Here is an 18,605-nt window from a genome sequence, read left to right as displayed (position 1 = left end):
TGAGGGGGTATATGAGTTTGGAGAAAGATCGAATTAGTACCAATCAAATGATTATACTCGGGCTATTCACATTTATTGGGGATATGGCGCTTGTGTATCCGGCGTTAATGATATCAGGAGCGAAACAAGATGCATGGATTGCTGCTTTGATTAGTATTCCCTTGGGACTAGTGACCATAAAACTGTTACTCTGTTTAGCAGACATTGAACCAAACAAGAATATTATCGAGCTTAGCCTACAAATTTTAGGAAAATGGGTCGGAACTGCTGTGGCCCTATTCTATTTAGGGTTCTTCCTGATTGCTGCCTCCACCTACATAAGAGAAATTGAAGATTTCATGTGTACACAGATTTACGAGAAAACACCCGGTGGGGTTATTCGTTTCATGGCCATTTTCCTGCTGGTATATGGGGTACGACTTGGCCTAGAAACATTGGGTCGGGCAGCTCAGCTTTTTTTCCCTTTATTTGCAGTTTTTTTAATCGGTCTGCTGCTCCTGCTGACCCCCGATGTCAAAATGGAACGTTTATACCCCATCTTGAACACACCAGTACCAGACATGCTTCATACTTTGATGTATGGTGTTTTTTATCCTTTTGGCGAATTGTGCGTGTTTCTAATGATATATCCTTATGCTCAGAAGAATAGCAAAACAAGCCGGGATATTTTCATAGCCTTGATCATCGGAGCTCTGGGGCTTAACCTCATCTTATTGTTTTCCCTTACCGTTCTAGGTGTTTACGCTTCTGAACATCAATTTTATGCCGCTTATATTCTTGCTCAAAAAATTAATATTGCTAATTCTCTGCAACGTATTGAAGCGCTTATGGCTACAGCATGGATTATCAGCACGTACTTCAAAACAGCAGTTTATTACTATGCTTTAACCTTAGGTACAGCCCAATTATTTAAACTCAAAAGCCACCGTCCTCTGATCATACCCACTGGATTTTTGTTATTCGGAATGTCACAGCTGATTGCCAAAGACATCATTTTCTATGTGAAGGAGATCCCCGCCTACTGGGTAGATTGGGATTTCACCTGTGCATTTGTTCTGCCGCTTATGTTGCTAATTGTGTATCAATTTAAGAAACGCCATGCTTCTAAGGTTTAACTGACACTAGATTATGGACAAGTGAAATTAAGATTGTAGCTACGAATCCCGCTTAGGCCCAACTTCGCACCCTCAAAAACGCAGACAACACAAACGGCCCCCGCATACTGCATATCGCACCGTCCAATCGATATCACTCCCAACAGGTATCTCACAAAATGAATATTTCGCCGCCCAACCTAATGGCATAGAATACTTTGTGTGCGTAGCCCATAGTCTATTGGCTAAAGCAAGAATCCGCTTACAGCCTTTTTACTAAAAAAGAAGCTGCCTCAAAAGTAGTATTCACTACTTTTGAGACAGCCTCTTTGTTCATAAGTTTCTTGTATGAAGTAAATCTATTCCTTCTTATCCAAAGAAATCGAGGATGGAGTTACATCACTGACAGGTTCTTTTGCCACTTCAAAAGTGGATCCACAGGCTGGACAAAAGCGCGCCTCAATCGCCACATTCCCACCGCATGCTTTACAATGCTTTACATCGGACAACTCAGCAATTTGCTGAAGGTTCGTCTCAATCTCCGCCTTCAATTCGAGAATACGATTGATATTAGTCTCGATTTGCTCACTTGGCAGTGGTCCTGCACCTTGAGTTACGGCTTCAAATAACAGTTTGCCCATGACCTGATACTGCTGGTCAATATCATTTTGCTTACCGTTATTTTGCAGCTTCAACCGGTTAATCTCCACCACTGTTTTTGCTTTATTCCCAGCCTCGCTTACCCCTGCTTTTACTTTGTTAAAAAAACTCATATTCAGCCCCCAATTCCGTAGTAGTCATATATAAGCATATTTCGACACCGCCAGAAGTATTCCTTTCTTTATTGTACCTAACTTCGTCCATGGTTTGTACCCTATAACCGATTTACTCACCCTTTCCCCGCCTTCCTGCGGGAACGAACCTCGACTCAGGTCTGGTATACAAAACCGCCTCCAGGCCGTTTTTTCGCATGCAAAAAGACATTAGAATGAGTACATAAGCAAACGGGTTGCAGGATTCAATAATAATCACACCCATACGAGAGGAAGAAAACAATAAATGAAAAAATTATATCGTTCCCAAAGTGATCAGAAGATAAGTGGTTTGTGCGGAGGTCTTGCTCGTTGGTCTGGTATTGATGCTACAGTAATCCGTCTCGTTGCTGTTGCCGCAGCATTGTTCAGCTTCGGAACAGTACTTATCTTCTACGTCATCGCTAGTATCATCGTTCCTAAAGAACCTTTTAACAGCTTTTCAGATGGACATGATTTCTATTAATTAATCGTCGTTTAATACAAGCCAGCCCTAATCCAACCATACAAAAGGAGAGATAGAACATGAGTCTATTAAAAAGAATTTCCACAATTACTAAAGCAGCCCTACACGAAGGTCTAAATAAATTAGAAAACCCGGTGTTGCTGACAGGTCAGTATTTACGTGATCTTGAAAATGATATTGCTAAGGCGGAACGCAATGAGCGTGATTTACAAGTAACAGCCAGTGTGTTGGAACGCCGCAAGCAAGAATACACTCAGTTAGTAGAGCAAAGTGAAGCCGAAGCCGTTCAAGCAGTTGAGCAAGGAAATGAAGAAAGAGCTCGCCTGGCACTCATAGCCAAGTTGCGGTACGTGGAACAGCTGGAAGAGTCCATAAATAGCCAAGTACAAACTAAGCAATCCCTGGCAGAGCTTGAGATCAATATCGCTAGAGCTAAAGAAGAGCGTGAACATCTCAAAGCGAAAAGAACTGAGCTTATCGCTCGCGCTCAACAAGCCACAGAAACACTCCACTCAGCTCCACGTAGTTCTACGAAAGGTCTAAATGTAGGATCAGCTTCACAAGGCTTCGAACGTATGGAAGAGAAGATTTTCGAGTGGGAAGCATTGGCGGAAAACTCCAAAAATAAATTCAATACAGGCACAGGAATAAGTCCTTCCATCGATCCTAACCTGCGTAGCGCCGTTGACATCGAAATCGAGCGAATCCGCAACCGTAAAACCAACACTGAAGTAAACACTGAGAAAAAATAAATAGGACAACAAGCCCCTTATTACTCAGCTATTGTGCTGAATAAGGGGTTTGTTTTTTACTTCTTTTCATCCCGCGAATCCATTTTTTCGTTTCCGGATCCACGCGATAAGACTCAGTGATTTTCTGCAAAGCCTTGTTGTAAGTGAAATCATCTAAGCTGTTGTTTCTCAAATAACTCATCGTAGGCTCTGGCAATTTCACATAACAAATCGAAAGCGCCCAAGAAACCGCCATTTTTACATAATAGCCTTCATGACTGACCTTATCGAGCAATGGTAAAATCCGGCTGATATACGTTTCTTCAATAAAGAAATTAAGCAGCATTACCACAGCAAATCGGATCTCATATTCTTTATCTGATGATAAGTACGGCATTATAAACTCCCATACCCGTTCTTTATTCTTTACGGTAAACTTCAGGCCTGTGCAAAAGCTATCGCATACCGACCAGTTATCGATTCTGGGAATAAAGTCAGCGATATAACGTAGGATTTCTTCAAGATCTGTCTTCACGTAACCCAGCACCATACCTTGCAGCATCACTTCTTCAAAATAATCTGTCTCGGCATGCTCCAAATAGGCTCTCCAATCACCCTTTGCAATGATTTTAGCAAGCTTGCGCAGTTCCGGTAGCCTGACGCCTATAACATTATCTATCGTCGGAATTAAGGCCGCAGAAAACTTTTGGTAGTCCACATCTGCCAAACTGAATAGCTGTTCTCTTATTGTTTTTTCCATAGTAGTACTCCTTGCCGTCCATTATTCAAAAGAAATTTCCCATAAATATATTGAAGCCACAGAACCCGAAGGAGAATAGTTCAGCCGGTATTGTTCAAATTGATCTTTGGTAAGCTTATCAAGTCCATACAGCTTCATCATCCCTCGACGAATCGCAATATCTCCCCAGCTGACCACATCCCGTCGTTCCATAGAATGGATTAACATCATTTCTGCCGTCCACTTGCCAATGCCCTTTAACGTCATAAGTTTTTGTATAACCTCTTGATCTGATAACCCAGGCAATTCCTCCAGATTAAAATCACCCTGAGCGGCCAAATTGGAAATCTCATGGATACATAGTGCCTTTTTCATCGTCATCCCACAGCTTTGAATTTCATCCGCCGTATGTAAGGCTAACTGCTGCGGAGTGATGTCTCCGAACTGAGCCAACATTCTGTTCCAAATGGTCCGAACCGCTTTTACTGAAATAAGCTGTCCTACTATAGCATAGATAAGCGCAGTAAAAAGATCCGGTATAATTACACGTTCCACTCTGCCCATCCGTGCCATAGCTGCGCCAAGTACTGGATCCACACTTCGGAGATAATCTATGTCTTCTTGCCCATAATCAAAAAACTTAGTAATTACGCTGCTCAAAGTGTTTCCTCCTGTATCTGATAGTGATGACCCTAATCCTAATATACAATACCTATTTGGCAGTGTACGGATTGTTGAATAGAATAGCAAGATAGCGAAACTATAAAAAGCCATAATACCTCCTAAGATAGGTGGTTATGGCCTATTGTAGCGCACAGGCTTATTCATTCTCAGTAATGTATTTTTATGCTCGCAGGATTCTTTTTTCTTTCGCTGCGCTTAACCACAAGGGGAATTCATTCAGCAGCTGATCATACAGATCTTCATCAGACACCTTTTCAATGTGATCCAGATGAATAAAATTGGCGTTATCCACCAAACGGCCCTTCATCGTATCAAGTTGCTTCAATACTTCAAAATCCGAGTTACCGATTCCGACAAACTGCCAGAAAATCGGTTGGACCGAAGCAGCCATAATCACATTTTTAGTGGATTTCACCACACCACCATCGTTAATAAATATGATAAATACCGGTGTAGAATCGGGTTCTTCCTCCGTATATTTTTTAATGATATCCTCCATTACTGGCGGTTCATTATTGCGGCCAAACTTATGAATGGTACGATTATTTAAAATATGCGTAAATACATATCTTCCTAAATCCTGCTCTGTCACAGGTGGCAGCCGGCTAAACTCCGTATCGTACACCCACACATCTAACGATTGGTTATCATCAAATTTACAGGCAACGGCTAATATACGCTCAACTACTTCTTGAACGGTTCCATTATTATAGAGATTTCTCATAGATCCTGTAATATCCAGGACAACGCCTACCCTTGCAATGACTCCTGTCAGATTCTTTTTTTCTAAGGTAATCTGAACAATTTTTTTACGTAAATCAATAGAGGACAGTACATTCTTCTCTTCATAACGGATCGTTTCTAAAGGCAGAGTTAACTCAGCTGTGGCCGCTACCTCAGGGTTTCCTTCGTCTTCTTCAATAACGAGCCCATAGTTTGTACATAACGCAGCCAATCCTCCCTCAAAGCCACTACCAATCGCACTGAATTTCCACTCTGAACCATAGCGATATAGCTCTCCAACCACAATAGCTGTCTCCGTCGACAGGTCAGAGCCATATTCGAAAACGAATAATTCCTCACCGCTAGCAGCATCCACTAAGCGTAGATAAGGAGAGGTTACTTGCTTCATAGAGTGTCCTAATTTTTCTCCTTCATAGATCGTTAAAGTTAAAGCTATTCTAGTAATATCCTTAGGAAGTCGAGAAAGCGTAATGGCGATAGCTTCTTTATCCCCTAGTTGTAAGACAGAATGAGTTACAGCTTCGTCTATAGACAACGGATTACCATAAAAGATAAAGTTCTCATCGCGTTCGCAACGGTTCTGTTCTGACAGTAAAAAAGCAGCAGAGTCTATGCCAATTCTAGTATCAGCAGTCATCCACCCAAATTTCAGCAAAAGCTTGTTCACGTTTCTCCCTTTCGTAATATCCACCTTTTGCCCCTTTATAAGCCGCACTCTATCATCTCCTTATTTTTACTGAACAGCTCATTGTGATTCACTAGATTGTATTTATCATTTTACTACTTTAATATGAAACGTATATATGATAGATAAGGAGCTTTATGAATGGACTTTATAGCAATTGACTTTGAGACCGCGAACTCCAGTCGATCCAGCGCATGTGCCTTGGGACTTGTGGAAGTTAAAGCTGGAAATATAACTGCAGAACATTCTTGGCTAATTGACCCGCAGCAGCGGTTTGATGGCATGAACATTTCGATACACGGCATCACACCATCAATGGTAATCGGGCAACCTACTTTTCAAGAGCTATGGCCCACCGTTGAACCGTTACTACACGGACAAATCGTCGTGGCGCATAATGCTGCTTTTGATATGAGTGTCCTGCGTTATTGTCTCGATGGAGTGTCCCTGAGCTACCCAAGCTTTCAATACTTATGTACCTATTTATTAGGCAAAAAAATGCTGCCCGACCTGCCCTCCCATAAACTTAATGTAATCTCCGAGTTTTTCGGCATTACGCTGAAGCACCATGATGCCTTGGATGACGCACGCGCAGCCGCTACAATTCTAGTAAAACTTATGGAGCAGGAGGAGCACTATGATCCTCTATTGCTCTCTGCCAGTCAAGGATATACTAGCGGAACGATGTTTGCCGGCGGGTATACCCCATTTTCGACTCGCGCGAAAAAGCCTGCTAAGAAACAAGGCACTAAACATAAACCCTCCATTTATAGCAGCCGCGCCACGTTGTCCAAATAACCAAAGAACATCAAAAACCCCCAGCCAGCTCCTTTCTGCTGATTGGGGATTTGTTTTACAGGGCATCACTTAAATCTTCAAACGATACACAGCCTTATTCTCTAGACCTCTGATGAACGGTGTCCATTCCTCGGTCTCCGGTGTGGTATCCAAAGCATCCTCCACCATTTGCAGCTTCGCATCCATCGCATCGATATGATGCAGAGCGACTGCCTCAGCTGTCTGTGGCTGAACAGGACTACCCCATTCGCCCAAATTATGATGTGACAATACAAGATGCTGTAACGCCATAACCTTTTCCGAATTCAAATCAATATCTAAACGGATAGCCGCTTCCGTGATCCAGTTAGACGCCATCGAGATATGGCCAATCAACTTGCCCTGAACGCTATATTCCGAAACAATCCCAAGCTGGGAGACCATCTCCTCCGGCTTCGCGATATCATGCAGAATGATCCCGGCCTTCATTAGATCTGGATTCAAGAACGGACGCTGCTTGCACAGAAAATCACCAATTTCCAGCATACGCACCATATGATAAGCAAGTCCGGCAAAATAAGCATGATGATGTGTTTTGGCTGCCGGATAATGCATCAATTTCTCTTCCACTTTACCCACACAAAAAGAGACAATCGAAGCAATTTCCGGATCTGAAATACTTGCCATAACCCCTTTAATCGTATGAATAAGGTCTACTGGACGAATTGGGGCAGAACGGATGAAATCCGTAAGTGCAACACCATCCTCATCGTTAACCAACCTGATTTTAGTAATTTTTATTTGTAATTTCTCACGATAAGTATGAGCAATCCCGCGTACCTTCACAAGCGCCATAGGAAAAAAAGTTTCTTTATCGGTTGTGCTGGCATCCCAATATTTCGCAGATAATTGTCCAGTGGAATCCCCCAGAACGATGTCAAAATAATCTTTTGGAGGAGTGCCGTTCGTTTGTTTAATTGCCAGCTCTCTTAAAAGATAAAAGCCAACAAATTCATCTTGTGGAGCGAGCTGTTTAATTTGTGTCATGTTGGAGCCTCCTATTAATAACAGGCTTTTGGCCTGCTCTCTATATTAAACTTTAGACACTCACCTCCAAAATCCCTTTAAATCACTATACGATCTATTTTCATATTTATGTACAAGCCAAGAATATTTGAAAAAGGAGGCTACTCCCCGGCCATATTCTGGCACTGGAATACCCTCCTTTTATTATAGAAGATAATTATTTACCAGCCGATTCAAGCGCTGATTTAATAGCTTCTACCGCTTTAGCGGATATTTCTTTCTCTGCATCATTTTTTCCGAAGACTGCTGGACGGTAACCATATTTATGCAGGCTATATCCGGTTGATGTAGACTCGATTTCACCCTTCACCGCCAGCTCCGCGTCCGTTAACTGATTGATTGTTCTTACACTTCCGTTTTTATCCAAATAATAAACAAGCATTTTGACAGGAACACCGTACTCTACATTCACCATAACATTTACAAGCTTATCGGCACTTACACCAATGAAGATTCCATCGAAATAAGCCGCTTTATTAGCTTCTACAATCTCAGCTTTTCCGTATGCTCTATCCACCGCAGTCTTCAAAGCCACGCTGCTGCTGGTTGCACCGGACACAGCATCTACTTCCTGCACACCTTCTCTAGTTCCTGCTGCGAGGAAGCTAGCCGTCAACTGAGGAATTGCTTTTACCACCTCAGGGTAAGCAGCGTTCCCTCTATCTACAAGGTTCATTCCTACACGGTACAAGGCTACATTTACGATTTTGCCGTTACGCAGGGTAACGTCTGCTCTGTTCGTTCCTTTATCATAAGCATCACCAAATGCAGTAAAGGTTCCGTCTTTATAGGTTCCTTGGACTTTGGAAGCATTGGTCAAAGCATCTGTCAGTGCTGCTTTAGCTGCTGCCGACAATGCTTCTTGGCCTGTAATATCGGCCATTTGTACACCTTTTTCTAACAGCCCGGATGTGAGTGTAGCTACCCATCCTTTTTGTTCTGCACTCAGTTTATCGTCAGCAATCAGCTTGCCGTCAGCTCCAAACAGACTTACTTTAATGCCTGTTACCGCATCTGCATCAACATCAACTAGCAGCAGCACTTTAGATTGATTATCTACTCCGGCAAATTTGCCGTCAAAATATTGACCTTCAGCAGGAACCTTCAGCGCTTTCTCAAATGCTCTTTCTACAGCTTGGTTCCAGCTGTGACTACTTTCCGTAGCTCCGGAAATTCCGTCAACCTTTTCATCATAGTTAGCGATATATGAACCATTCGCTAGTAGCTTAGCTGTCATAGGGGCATTTGCTTTTACTACTTCCGCATAAGCTGTTGCCCCTCTGTCAATCAGGTTATTGCCAAGTCTAAACAGCTTCACATCAACCAACTTACCGTTGCGAATCACGATGTCAGCTCTTTCAACGCCAACACTTCTTGCCGTACCATAAGAGGAATAGAATCCGTCTACATAAGCAGATGTATTGTTGATTATTGCATTCTGCTCAGCATCCCAGAAAGCGTTAATCGCTGCTTTAAAGTCGGCTTCAAGACCTGCAGCAGGCTGTGCCTCTGTTCCTTTGGCCAGCAAGGCTGGAGCTATAGCTGCAACCGCTGCCGCTTGCTCAGCTGTGTAAGCTTTCTCCTCAATGAAATCACCAGCGCTGTTCATAGGATACACTTTAACATCTGTGAGCTTGTTGGATTCGTAGGTCGCAAATACAGAATATTTACCTGTAGGATCTACGCCCATATGAACTCCATCAAAGTAAACGGCATTTGTATCTTTCACTGTTAGAGCTCTTTCAAACGCTCTATCTACAGACAATTTCCAGCCATTACTGGAGCGGGTAGCTCCCGAAACAGCATCAACTGCCGCTGCTCCATCTCTTGTTTTGCCAAGCAATCTATCCTTCATCAATCCATAAGCTTGCCATAAAGCACTATAATTGTTACGAGCATCTCTATCAATCAGCTTAGGACTGGTTCTCAAAAGCTCAATGCTGGTAATTTTGCCATCTTTAATTTCGATCTTGGCACCTTCCGTGCCTTTGGAGTATGCATCGCCATAAGCTACGTAAACTCCATCCTGGTATACGTTTTCATTAACTGTAACAGGCTTTGCTGTAGCTACAGGCTTAACAGTTTCCGCTGGTACTACTGTCGCTGCCGGTGCAGCGGTTGCTTTTGGGGTTGCTACGGGTGCTGCTGTAGCTTTTGGGGTTGCTGCTGGTTTGGCTGTTGTCTTTGGTGTTGCTGTTGGTTTTGCCGTTGGCTTTGGCGTTGCTGTTGGCTTTGCCGTTGGCTTTGGTGTTGCTACTGGTTTTGCCGTTGCTTTTGGTGTTGCTGCTGGTTTTGCTGTTGGTTTTGCCGTTGGTTTTGCTGCCGGTGCTTCCGCTTCTTCGGAGGCTGCCGATACTGCATCCACCTTCAAGTTTACAGCAGGCACATTAAGTGTGTAAGCAAACGGCGCTAACAATATAGCCGCGCTAACCGTTAAAGAAATTAGTTTTTTCAATGAAAATTCTCCTTTACCAAACCCCAGTGATATGTAGCTTTTTGTTAACCAAACCTTTTTCGTACGATGCCCCTTCTCTTCTTATGAAGCATAACTTCTCTCTTCATAAGAACTCATCCCCCCTCTCATGCTTTTGCATGCTCGATTTTCAATAAAAAATATCTTGAATCTATTTCATTTCTTCCTTTTAACACAAAGCTGTATAAAAGGTGAAATAATTCACATAAGTTACTATAAAAACACTTACACCCGTTTTCCATCAATTTCTGGTTTGATACTACCAGACCTTTCTGCGGTTCTTCTGTATCGAAAATCACACACCCTATAAGAAACATCACTATTTGCGATTAAATTTAATTTATACGCGCAAAGTGATCTCAATAACTGTGCATTCAAGGCCAGCTATGCTATTTTAGAACGATCTCTTATATGGGAAAGGAGTTCTGTGCTTTGAGCAAACAGCCACCTATTGGAGTTATAATCGCCCAAATCGGCACCCCTACTGCACCAACTGCAAAAGCTGTACGGCCTTATCTGAAACGTTTTTTATCAGATCGCCGAATCATAGATTATTCTCCTCTGCTGTGGCAGCCTTTGCTGCGAGGTGTCATTCTGCGTTCACGTCCACGCCGGTCCGCTGAGCTGTACAGTCAAATATGGACAACCGAAGGATCACCATTGCTCTTTCACTCTTTAGCTCAGCAATCTGGATTACAAGAACTGCTTGGCCCGCGGTATCAGGTAGAGCTTGGATTGGCTTATAGCGAACCCAGCATGGAGCAAGCGATGGCGAAATTCGACACCGCCGGAGTTACCCGAATTATCATTGTGCCGCTGTTTCCGCAATATTCGTCCACGACTACCGCATCCGTATTCGATCAGGCCAGCTTTGCAGCCTTAGGTCGCCAAAGCTCCACTGGTCCTGTAACTAAACGTCTGATTCCGGCTCTAAGATTTATTGATGCCTACTATAATGAGCCCGGTTATATTTCAGCTTTGAAGTCACACCTACTGCGTCAAATGGAGATTCTGAGCAAAGAACCTGATTATTTTGTACTGACCTTCCATGGGATTCCCAAACGGTATGCGGATACCGGTGATCCTTACCCGCAGCAATGTATGGAAACTGCGCGTCTTCTTGCTTCTGCTATGAACTGGGAGCCCGAACACTGGCAGCTTAGTTTTCAATCACGTTTCGGACGAGAAGAATGGGTAGGACCCTCTACTGCGGATGTTCTGGGAGAGCTTGCCGGACGAGGAATACGTAAACCTCTGATTTTTTCACCGGGTCTTGTGACCGATTGTCTGGAAACGCTGCATGAGCTAGCCATAGAAGGACGAGAACAATTCGAGGCTGGTGGAGGACAAGCAGAGGAATTTATGGCAATCCCCTGTTTGAATAACCATGAGGATTGGCTTGATTTTTTGGCTGAACATGTAGAAAAAAATGCCCAAGGGTGGTAAAACAAAAAACCGTCTTGTCCACAGATCATCTCTGTTGCAGACAAGACGGTTAGCTATATCAATTGTTAAGCATGAAGAATCGAAAGGATACTTATGCTGTAAGCTGCTTATATTTCGTAGTCAGTTCATGGAACCACTGCTTGTCCTGTAAGGTCAACGCAAAATCAATCAGCTCGGCAATCTCACTCGACTGTAAATCTGCTGAGTCATTAAAGGATACTTCAGCCATAGCTGTAGCTGCGCCATTCCCATCCTCTGCGTAATCATAAGAAAAACATAACTTAATGTCACTTTCCAGAAATTCATTACGAAGGAAATATAATACCTCACACATTAACACAGGTCTAACATGATCATCAAAGACACATTCCATAACCTTTGCCCAATATTGCTGGTTGTTGAGGTGTAACTTATCATTAGTTAAGAGATATTTCTCACCCTGAAAATCGGTAACAAATCTCAGTTCAAGCGGCTTCATCTTAAAAATAGTAGCAATTTGCTTCATGCTAATATTCAAAATATCTTGCGTTTCTAGTCTGATCATCTCTCATGCACCTCGTCCCTCTTAGTTGGGTTATTCGAAACCTGCCATTATCTATAATTCTTTATATGCCATTAGTGTAAAATTAACTCCATTAATTCACTTTAATTTTATCTAATTTAACATTATTATCGTCACCTGACTATGCTTTATTTATATTTTTTTAGGATTTCGCTCAGAAAAATGTTTCATTCTCTAAAAATCTGTTTAATATTATTGTTCATTACAATAAGATATATAAAGATTACGCAACATGTGAAGCTTTTGCTTTCTTATATTTAAACAAAAAAAACTGTTCTGAATGGTCATTACAACCTCAGAACAGTTTTTTGCATTAGGATTATACTTCAGTTAATTTACTTAAACAAACAATGGCACTAACTGTATTCCCTCGGGTGAAATCCGCACGAGTCCTTTATCTGTGATACGTAACGTTGGGATAACCGCCAAAGCAAGCAGCGATAAAGTCATAAACGCGTAATTCAAAGTACAGCCGGCATCATACAACGCTTTGCTGATCGCAGCTGATTTCTCAGCAGCAATTTCAAATGGCTCTGTAGACATTAGGCCTGCAATGGCCAACGGGAATAACGTTTCTCCACTGGCTGTGATCATGCAAACCCCACCCTGAGCGTCCGCCACCGCGTTCGCAGCTTTAGCCATTAACTCATTATCATTGCCGATGACGAGTACATTATGACTATCATGAGCAACAGTCATTGCGATTGCAGCCGGTTCTTTAAAACCGATGCCTTCCACAACAGCCACTGATTTATTTCCTGTTCCTTTATGCCGTTCGAGCACAGCGATTTTACACAGACCCTCTACAGCATTTACATCCAGCTGCCCTGTCACTACAGGTACCGAAACTATACGTTCAATGGTCTCCACATGATTTTCTCTTACTTTAATAACTCTTGTAGTAAGTTCACCTGTTTCAATTGGAGCCGCGATAATAAAATCTTCGGCGGTAGGACGCTGTGGCAAATGAACCGAAGCCAACACTTCCTCTGGATAAGTGAATTTAGCAAGCTCTGCCGTCATCACACCGTTCTCCGCAACTACTACACCTGCGGCAATTGTCAGCACTACATTAATATCCGCCAAATTCCCGTCTAAAAGGATGATATCTGCAAAAGAACCCGGAGTAATAGATCCGATATCCCGCGCTAAACCAAAGCGTTCAGCAGTATTAATGGTAGCCATTTGGATAGCCATTATAGGCTTAACACCTTGAGCAATAGCATCACGCAGGACGAAATTCATATGCCCTTCATCTCGTAAGGATTCCGAACTACGATCATCCGTTACCAGCATCATTCGGCGTGTATCTATGCCGTGTTCTGTATGGGCCGTAATTGTTTTAGCCACATCATGCCAAGCGGAACCCCGGCGCATTTTGGCATACATCCCCAGTCGAACGCGCTCAATCACATCGTCTGCCGTCACACACTCATGATCGCCAGTCACACCTGCCGCAGCATACACGGGCAGTCTCCAGTCGCTGGAAGGCCATGTGAAATGACCATCTACAAATCTGCCTGCCCGCAGCGTAGCTTGAATCTCTCCAAGCATTTTCTCATCGCCGTAAACAACGCCAGGGAAATTCATCACTTCGCCCAGAGCAATCACATCTTTGCCCCAAGTAAAAGCTTCGGCAACTTCTTCAGGACCAATTGAGGCACCCGTTGTCTCGAATTCCGCACCTGCCGCAGGCACACAAGAAGCCACCTGCATGTAAGCAGCTAACGGCGTACCCCGCATCTCATCCAGCATCAATTGAATACCCTTCAGCCCGAATACATTAGCAATCTCATGCGCATCAAAGAAACCACCTGTTGTGCCAAGCGGCAGAACAGCGCGGGAAAATTCAGTAACGGTTAGCTGGGTGCTCTCAATATGGCAGTGGCCATCGAGCAATCCCGGAGCTATATACTTGCCGTTCGCATCAATAACTTGCGTTCCTTCGCCAATCATATGTGTCACATCTTTACCAACATAAGCAATTCGTCCACCTTGAACACCAACAGACATTCCTTCTAGAATTTCACCAGAGCATACATTAACCAGCTTTCCACCTGTAATTACCAGTGTTGCCGGTTTATCGCCTCTTGCCGTAGCCACAAGCTCAGGTACACAATCCGCTAAAGGCTTTCTTGTAAAAGTTGTCATCTTCATCTCTCCCCCGTTAGTATCCAAGTGTTGTCTTGATGTAGTGAATAGATCCGTAATCATAGAGGATTGCCTAACTATTAAGCCTAGGATAATATAGTTGCGCAGGTCTGTATTTGTAAGAAAAAACGGCTCAATCATCCCTGTAGATGATAGCCGTTTACTTATTCCCAAAGATTGTCCAAACCATCCGGACATGCCCCTGTTTTTACGCTCCCGCCATCCGCTCTATTCCAACGATTATCTTACTTTTGCCTCATATACGTCAAGTGCTGCCGGAACCCCAAACCCGCAAGGCCCCTTAAATCCATGACGCTGTAATGCGGCTTCCAGCGCTCCAAGCAGCCGCAACACATTATTCTCACGACAGCTAAAACCCATCGTACCGATGCGCCAGATCCTTCCCTTTAACGGTCCAAAAGAACTGGCAATTTCAATTCCGAACCGCCCCAGCAGCAGCGAACGGACAGCTTCCCCATCTATCCCCTCAGGGATCAGCACACAGGTAACAACAGTAAGCTTGCAGGAAGGATCCCCGTATAGTTCTAAACCCATAGCTGTTAATCCAGCTACAAGTGCTTTTTCATGGAGGATATGTCTGGCGAATCTGGCATCCAGCCCTTCTTCAAGGGTAAGCCGCAAGCCCTCCCGCAGTGCATAAAGCATTGAGGTCATCTCTGTATGATGATTGAGGCGTTGTGGACTCCAGTAATCCTGAAGCATGCCGAGATCGAAATAATTGCTGCGGACAAAAGATAAGTCACCTGGCTGGACATCACTTGTTCTAATCCCGCGTTCTACTCGTTTTCGGGTCATGAGCTTAGCTTCGGCACGATCATTATACGTTATCGGTGCCATTCCGGAAGGGACGGATAGGCATTTCTGTGTACCGCCAACGACGGCATCCAACATCCAAGCATCTGTCTCGACAGGAATGCCCCCAATGGTTGCAACTGCATCAACTATGAATAAAGCATCCATCCGGCGGCAAGCTCTACCGATTTCCGCGAGTGGCTGCACACGTCCTGTAGAGGTCTCCCCATGAACCATTGCCACCACATGTGGTTTAAAAGTCTCCATAGCTGCTATCACTTCATCCGGCTCAAACACACTCCCCCATGGCTTTTCCAGCACGAACACCTCAGCGCCACATCTTTCAGCAATCTCATGCAATAGATGTCCGAAGCGGCCAAAGATCGGAATCAGCACACGCTCACCCGGCAGGATCAAACTAACCATCACGGCTTCAATTCCAGAACGGGAGGTACCATCAATTGGGTAAGCCCATGAATTACGAGTAGCAAACAGCTCCCGCAGCATTTCCATCGTTTCATTCATAATAGAGGTGAACTCTGGATCAAACTGACCCAGCACCGGAAAAGACATCGCCCGCAGTACACGCGGATCTACCTCGACCGGACCTGGAGTCATAATACAGCGTTGGGACGGCGACAAATCTTCGTAACGCTTCATGATGATCCTCCCTTAAAAGTTCGGCGAACTCTTTTTAATAAGCTAACTCATATAACATCGCAGTCAGCACCTCAAGCCCAGCAACGAGCTGCTCAGGGGAAGTATACTCTTCCGGAGAATGGCTGATCCCAGCTCGGCTTGGCACAAATATCATCGCAGTAGGGCAACGCGGCGCAAAGAGCTGGGCGTCATGTCCCGCTCCACTTACCATCATGCGGTACGTCTTCCCCTGTTGGCGGCAGATATTTTCCAGCATTACAGATAGCTTCGTATCCATAGGTGCAGGGACTGTGTGGAGCACGGATGTAACCTCAAGAATCACCCCACGTTTAACAGCAATTTCATTACATTCCGCAAAAAGCTTCTCACAGAAACGTTCCAGTTCGTCCTCTTCACTATGGCGGATATCTAATGTAAAAAGAACCTCACCCGGGATCACATTTGGCGTATTCGGGAACACCTCAAGCTTACCCGAGGTTGCTACAAGAGGTTCACCAGCCGTTTTAGCAGAACTTTCAAGCACGTACAGCATTTCAACCGCACTAGCCAGTGCATCCTGCCGCATAAACATCGGTGTCGTGCCCGCATGATTAGCAATACCACTGACCTTGACCACATATCGTCTCTGTCCAACAATCCCCTGAACTACGCCTATCTGAGTATCCGTCTTCTCCAGAATAATCCCCTGCTCGATGTGCAGTTCTACAAAAGCACCAATATCATTTCTGACTCCGGTCCGCTTAGAAGCTTTCTCCTCCGTTATGTCCTGTAAGAAACTGAATTGTGCCATTGCTGCTTTTAACGTCACGCCCTCTGCATCCATACAGGTCTCGGCCTCGCTTCCGTCATACCTTTCCGTGACATGGCCCGAACCCCAATAAGCAAGCGGAAATCGGCTCCCCTCTTCTTCACAAAAAGATACGACCTCAAGCGTCCGCTGCGGCTGGCCAAAGTTCCTCTGCAAATCTTGAAGCGCAATCATAGCCGCAGCGATCCCATAGGCACCATCATATTTCCCGCCATTGACTACAGTATCAATATGCGATCCGGTTAAAATAACCTTTTGCTGCGGATTGCATCCACTCAATCGTCCATATACATTGCCAACCTTGTCTATGGAAACTTCTAAGCCGAGCCCAGCCATTTTTTCCTGCAAAAAAATCTGCGCCCGGCTCCATTCCTCCGTATATAGCAGTCTAGTAACTCCTGGCCCAGGTGTGCTGAATGCCGCCAGCTCCTCCAGCAGCTCCAGCAGTTTCGGAGTCGACGCTTGAACTCTGGAATCATTCATAGGCTGTACTGCTCCTTCCTAATTCGCAGCCACTGTCCACCTCCCTCACTGATCACTCCTTCTTCAGAGGTATAGATCACATTCCCGCGGCAGATCGTAGCAACTACTTTGCAGGATAAAGTTCTTCCGATGTAGGGGCTGTGCTTGTGGCGATACAATAAATCCTCCGCAGTCAGCGTATAGGTTGTGCTTGGATTCAGCAGAACTAGATCGGCATCTAGACCTAGGGCTATAGCGCCTTTACGATGCTCTATTCCAAAACGTTTTGCGGGTTGCCCTGCGAGCAGACTGGAAATTAACGTAACATCCAACCCCCGCACATTCACACCTTCATGGAACATAAGCTCCAGACTGCTCTGCGCACCTGAGATCCCACCCCAAGCTGCAAAAAAGGACAAGTCCGGCTTCACCTTCAATTCCGTTGGACAGGGGGAATGATCCGAAGCAATCAGATCGATTTTGCCTTGGGCCAGCATCTCCCATAACTTCTCCTGCTCCACCGCACTTCGCAGCGGAGGCGCACACTTCGCCACAGGGCCTAAAGCCTTCATATCATTTTCAGTGAGGACCAGATAATGTGGACAGGTTTCGGCCGAAACGTCCAGACCTCGTAGCTTAGCTTCATAGATTTTCTCAATGGCGGCGGCCGTGCTGATATGAACAAAATGCAACCGGCAGCCCGTACGTTCACTGTACAGCAGCGCCCTGGACACTGCCTCCAGCTCTGCTTCAGCAGGGCGGCAAGCCGCAAAATCACTTGCGCTGGTTCTGCCATTTCGCACTGCATCTGCGGTCAACACCGCCGTGATAGCCTCACTTTCTGCATGCAGCGCCAGAATCCCGCCCAGAGAAGCGATTCGCTGCATCCCTTGATAGAGTGTATCCTCATCCACTTCACGGAATCTGCCTTCGCCCTCCCCTCCAGGATTGGAGAGAAAGGCTTTAAACCCAGTGACGCCAGCGGCTGCCAAAACTTCTAAATCATCCAGATTGCCGGGAACGAGCCCACCCCACAGCACATAATCAACGGCAGAGTTTCCAGCCGCAGCATCCACCTTTTGACGAAGTGCAGCCTCGTTCACAGTAGGTGGATTGCCGTTAAGCGGCATATCTGCATAGGTTGTGCAGCCGCCAGCTGCCAACGCCGCAGAGCCGCTGCGAAAGCCTTCCCAATGTCCAAACGTTGGTTCATTAAAGTGGACATGCATATCAATCATACCGGGGAGCACATAGAACCCATCTGCGTCGATGACTTTGGTTAGCGGCGCAAGCGAAAGTTCCTCTCCAAGTGCGACAATCTTACCCTCTGATACTGCAATATCCAGCTTGAGTACCTGATCGGGCAGCACTACATTCCCGTTCTTAATCACAAGTTCATAGGATTCCTTCAT

General features: G+C 44.8%; 16 protein-coding genes and 1 pseudogene. 5 read left to right on the top strand and 12 right to left on the bottom strand.

Annotated elements, in window-relative coordinates:
- Positions 1 to 11: 11 nt before the first annotated feature.
- Positions 12 to 1,115, top strand: coding sequence for a GerAB/ArcD/ProY family transporter (locus MKZ09_RS07300; protein WP_076136269.1), 1,104 nt, complete (start codon positions 12 to 14; stop codon positions 1,113 to 1,115).
- Between the two features lie 338 nt (positions 1,116 to 1,453).
- Here MKZ09_RS07300 and MKZ09_RS07295 read toward each other — a convergent pair whose 3' ends face one another.
- Positions 1,454 to 1,867 (bottom strand): zinc ribbon domain-containing protein, encoded by a 414-nt coding sequence (locus MKZ09_RS07295; RefSeq protein WP_036679993.1) that lies wholly within the window; start codon positions 1,865 to 1,867, stop codon positions 1,454 to 1,456.
- A 286-nt stretch (positions 1,868 to 2,153) separates the two neighbouring features.
- Here MKZ09_RS07295 and MKZ09_RS07290 point away from each other — a divergent pair, with 286 nt between their 5' ends.
- Positions 2,154 to 2,372, top strand: coding sequence for a PspC domain-containing protein (locus MKZ09_RS07290; protein ID WP_038569266.1), 219 nt, complete (start codon positions 2,154 to 2,156; stop codon positions 2,370 to 2,372).
- A gap of 59 nt (positions 2,373 to 2,431) precedes the next feature.
- A complete protein-coding gene (locus tag MKZ09_RS07285) occupies positions 2,432 to 3,124 on the top strand; it encodes a PspA/IM30 family protein (RefSeq protein WP_076136267.1) in 693 nt (230 codons plus the stop codon).
- 28 nt (positions 3,125 to 3,152) lie between these two features.
- Here the strand turns inward: MKZ09_RS07285 and MKZ09_RS07280 are convergent, their stop codons facing one another.
- From MKZ09_RS07280 to MKZ09_RS34370, 4 genes and pseudogenes are all read right to left on the bottom strand, one after another.
- On the bottom strand, positions 3,153 to 3,863 hold the full coding sequence (locus tag MKZ09_RS07280; RefSeq protein ID WP_076206191.1) for a DNA alkylation repair protein: 711 nt from the start codon (positions 3,861 to 3,863) through the stop codon (positions 3,153 to 3,155).
- Between the two features lie 21 nt (positions 3,864 to 3,884).
- A complete protein-coding gene (locus MKZ09_RS07275) occupies positions 3,885 to 4,502 on the bottom strand; it encodes a DNA-3-methyladenine glycosylase family protein (protein ID WP_076136263.1) in 618 nt (205 codons plus the stop codon).
- 184 nt (positions 4,503 to 4,686) lie between these two features.
- Positions 4,687 to 5,358, bottom strand: a complete 672-nt coding sequence (locus MKZ09_RS34375; RefSeq protein ID WP_256715159.1) for a vWA domain-containing protein — start codon at positions 5,356 to 5,358, stop codon at positions 4,687 to 4,689.
- A gap of 111 nt (positions 5,359 to 5,469) precedes the next feature.
- Positions 5,470 to 5,985, bottom strand: a pseudogene (locus MKZ09_RS34370) (TerD family protein); the annotation flags it as partial.
- A gap of 111 nt (positions 5,986 to 6,096) precedes the next feature.
- Here MKZ09_RS34370 and MKZ09_RS07265 point away from each other — a divergent pair.
- Positions 6,097 to 6,753 carry a 3'-5' exonuclease gene (locus MKZ09_RS07265; RefSeq protein ID WP_076206196.1) on the top strand — a complete coding sequence of 219 codons (657 nt, stop codon included), beginning with the start codon at positions 6,097 to 6,099 and terminating at the stop codon, positions 6,751 to 6,753.
- Between the two features lie 69 nt (positions 6,754 to 6,822).
- Here MKZ09_RS07265 and MKZ09_RS07260 read toward each other — a convergent pair whose 3' ends face one another.
- Positions 6,823 to 7,779 carry a 3'-5' exoribonuclease YhaM family protein gene (locus MKZ09_RS07260; protein ID WP_036680004.1) on the bottom strand — a complete coding sequence of 319 codons (957 nt, stop codon included), beginning with the start codon at positions 7,777 to 7,779 and terminating at the stop codon, positions 6,823 to 6,825.
- Between the two features lie 196 nt (positions 7,780 to 7,975).
- Positions 7,976 to 10,273 (bottom strand): FMN-binding protein, encoded by a 2,298-nt coding sequence (locus MKZ09_RS07255; RefSeq protein WP_076206199.1) that lies wholly within the window; start codon positions 10,271 to 10,273, stop codon positions 7,976 to 7,978.
- Positions 10,274 to 10,723: 450 nt separating this feature from the next.
- Between MKZ09_RS07255 and hemH the strand changes: the two genes are divergently transcribed.
- The gene (gene hemH / locus MKZ09_RS07250) at positions 10,724 to 11,737 is read left to right on the top strand and encodes a ferrochelatase (RefSeq protein ID WP_179089592.1); all 1,014 of its coding nucleotides are present in this window, start codon (positions 10,724 to 10,726) and stop codon (positions 11,735 to 11,737) included.
- Positions 11,738 to 11,828: 91 nt separating this feature from the next.
- On the opposite strand, the gene MKZ09_RS07245 is transcribed toward hemH, so the two are convergent.
- From MKZ09_RS07245 to MKZ09_RS07225, 5 genes are all read right to left on the bottom strand, one after another.
- A complete protein-coding gene (locus MKZ09_RS07245; protein ID WP_076206205.1) occupies positions 11,829 to 12,281 on the bottom strand; it encodes an IDEAL domain-containing protein in 453 nt (150 codons plus the stop codon).
- A 357-nt stretch (positions 12,282 to 12,638) separates the two neighbouring features.
- The gene (locus MKZ09_RS07240; protein ID WP_445323450.1) at positions 12,639 to 14,450 is read right to left on the bottom strand and encodes an adenine deaminase; all 1,812 of its coding nucleotides are present in this window, start codon (positions 14,448 to 14,450) and stop codon (positions 12,639 to 12,641) included.
- Positions 14,451 to 14,690: 240 nt separating this feature from the next.
- Positions 14,691 to 15,923, bottom strand: a complete 1,233-nt coding sequence (locus tag MKZ09_RS07235) for a pyridoxal-phosphate-dependent aminotransferase family protein (protein WP_076206208.1) — start codon at positions 15,921 to 15,923, stop codon at positions 14,691 to 14,693.
- Positions 15,924 to 15,957: 34 nt separating this feature from the next.
- Positions 15,958 to 17,214, bottom strand: a complete 1,257-nt coding sequence (locus tag MKZ09_RS07230) for a M20 family metallo-hydrolase (protein ID WP_076206211.1) — start codon at positions 17,212 to 17,214, stop codon at positions 15,958 to 15,960.
- Complete coding sequence (locus MKZ09_RS07225; protein WP_076206213.1) at positions 17,211 to 18,605, bottom strand: allantoinase; 1,395 nt, start codon at positions 18,603 to 18,605, stop codon at positions 17,211 to 17,213. The genes MKZ09_RS07230 and MKZ09_RS07225 overlap by 4 nt, the downstream gene beginning before the upstream one ends.

Origin of the sequence: Paenibacillus sp. FSL R5-0908 (genome assembly GCF_038006245.1) — a bacterium.
Classification (GTDB): domain Bacteria; phylum Bacillota; class Bacilli; order Paenibacillales; family Paenibacillaceae; genus Paenibacillus_AQ; species Paenibacillus_AQ odorifer.
This window is presented reverse-complemented; position numbering and strand designations above follow the sequence as displayed.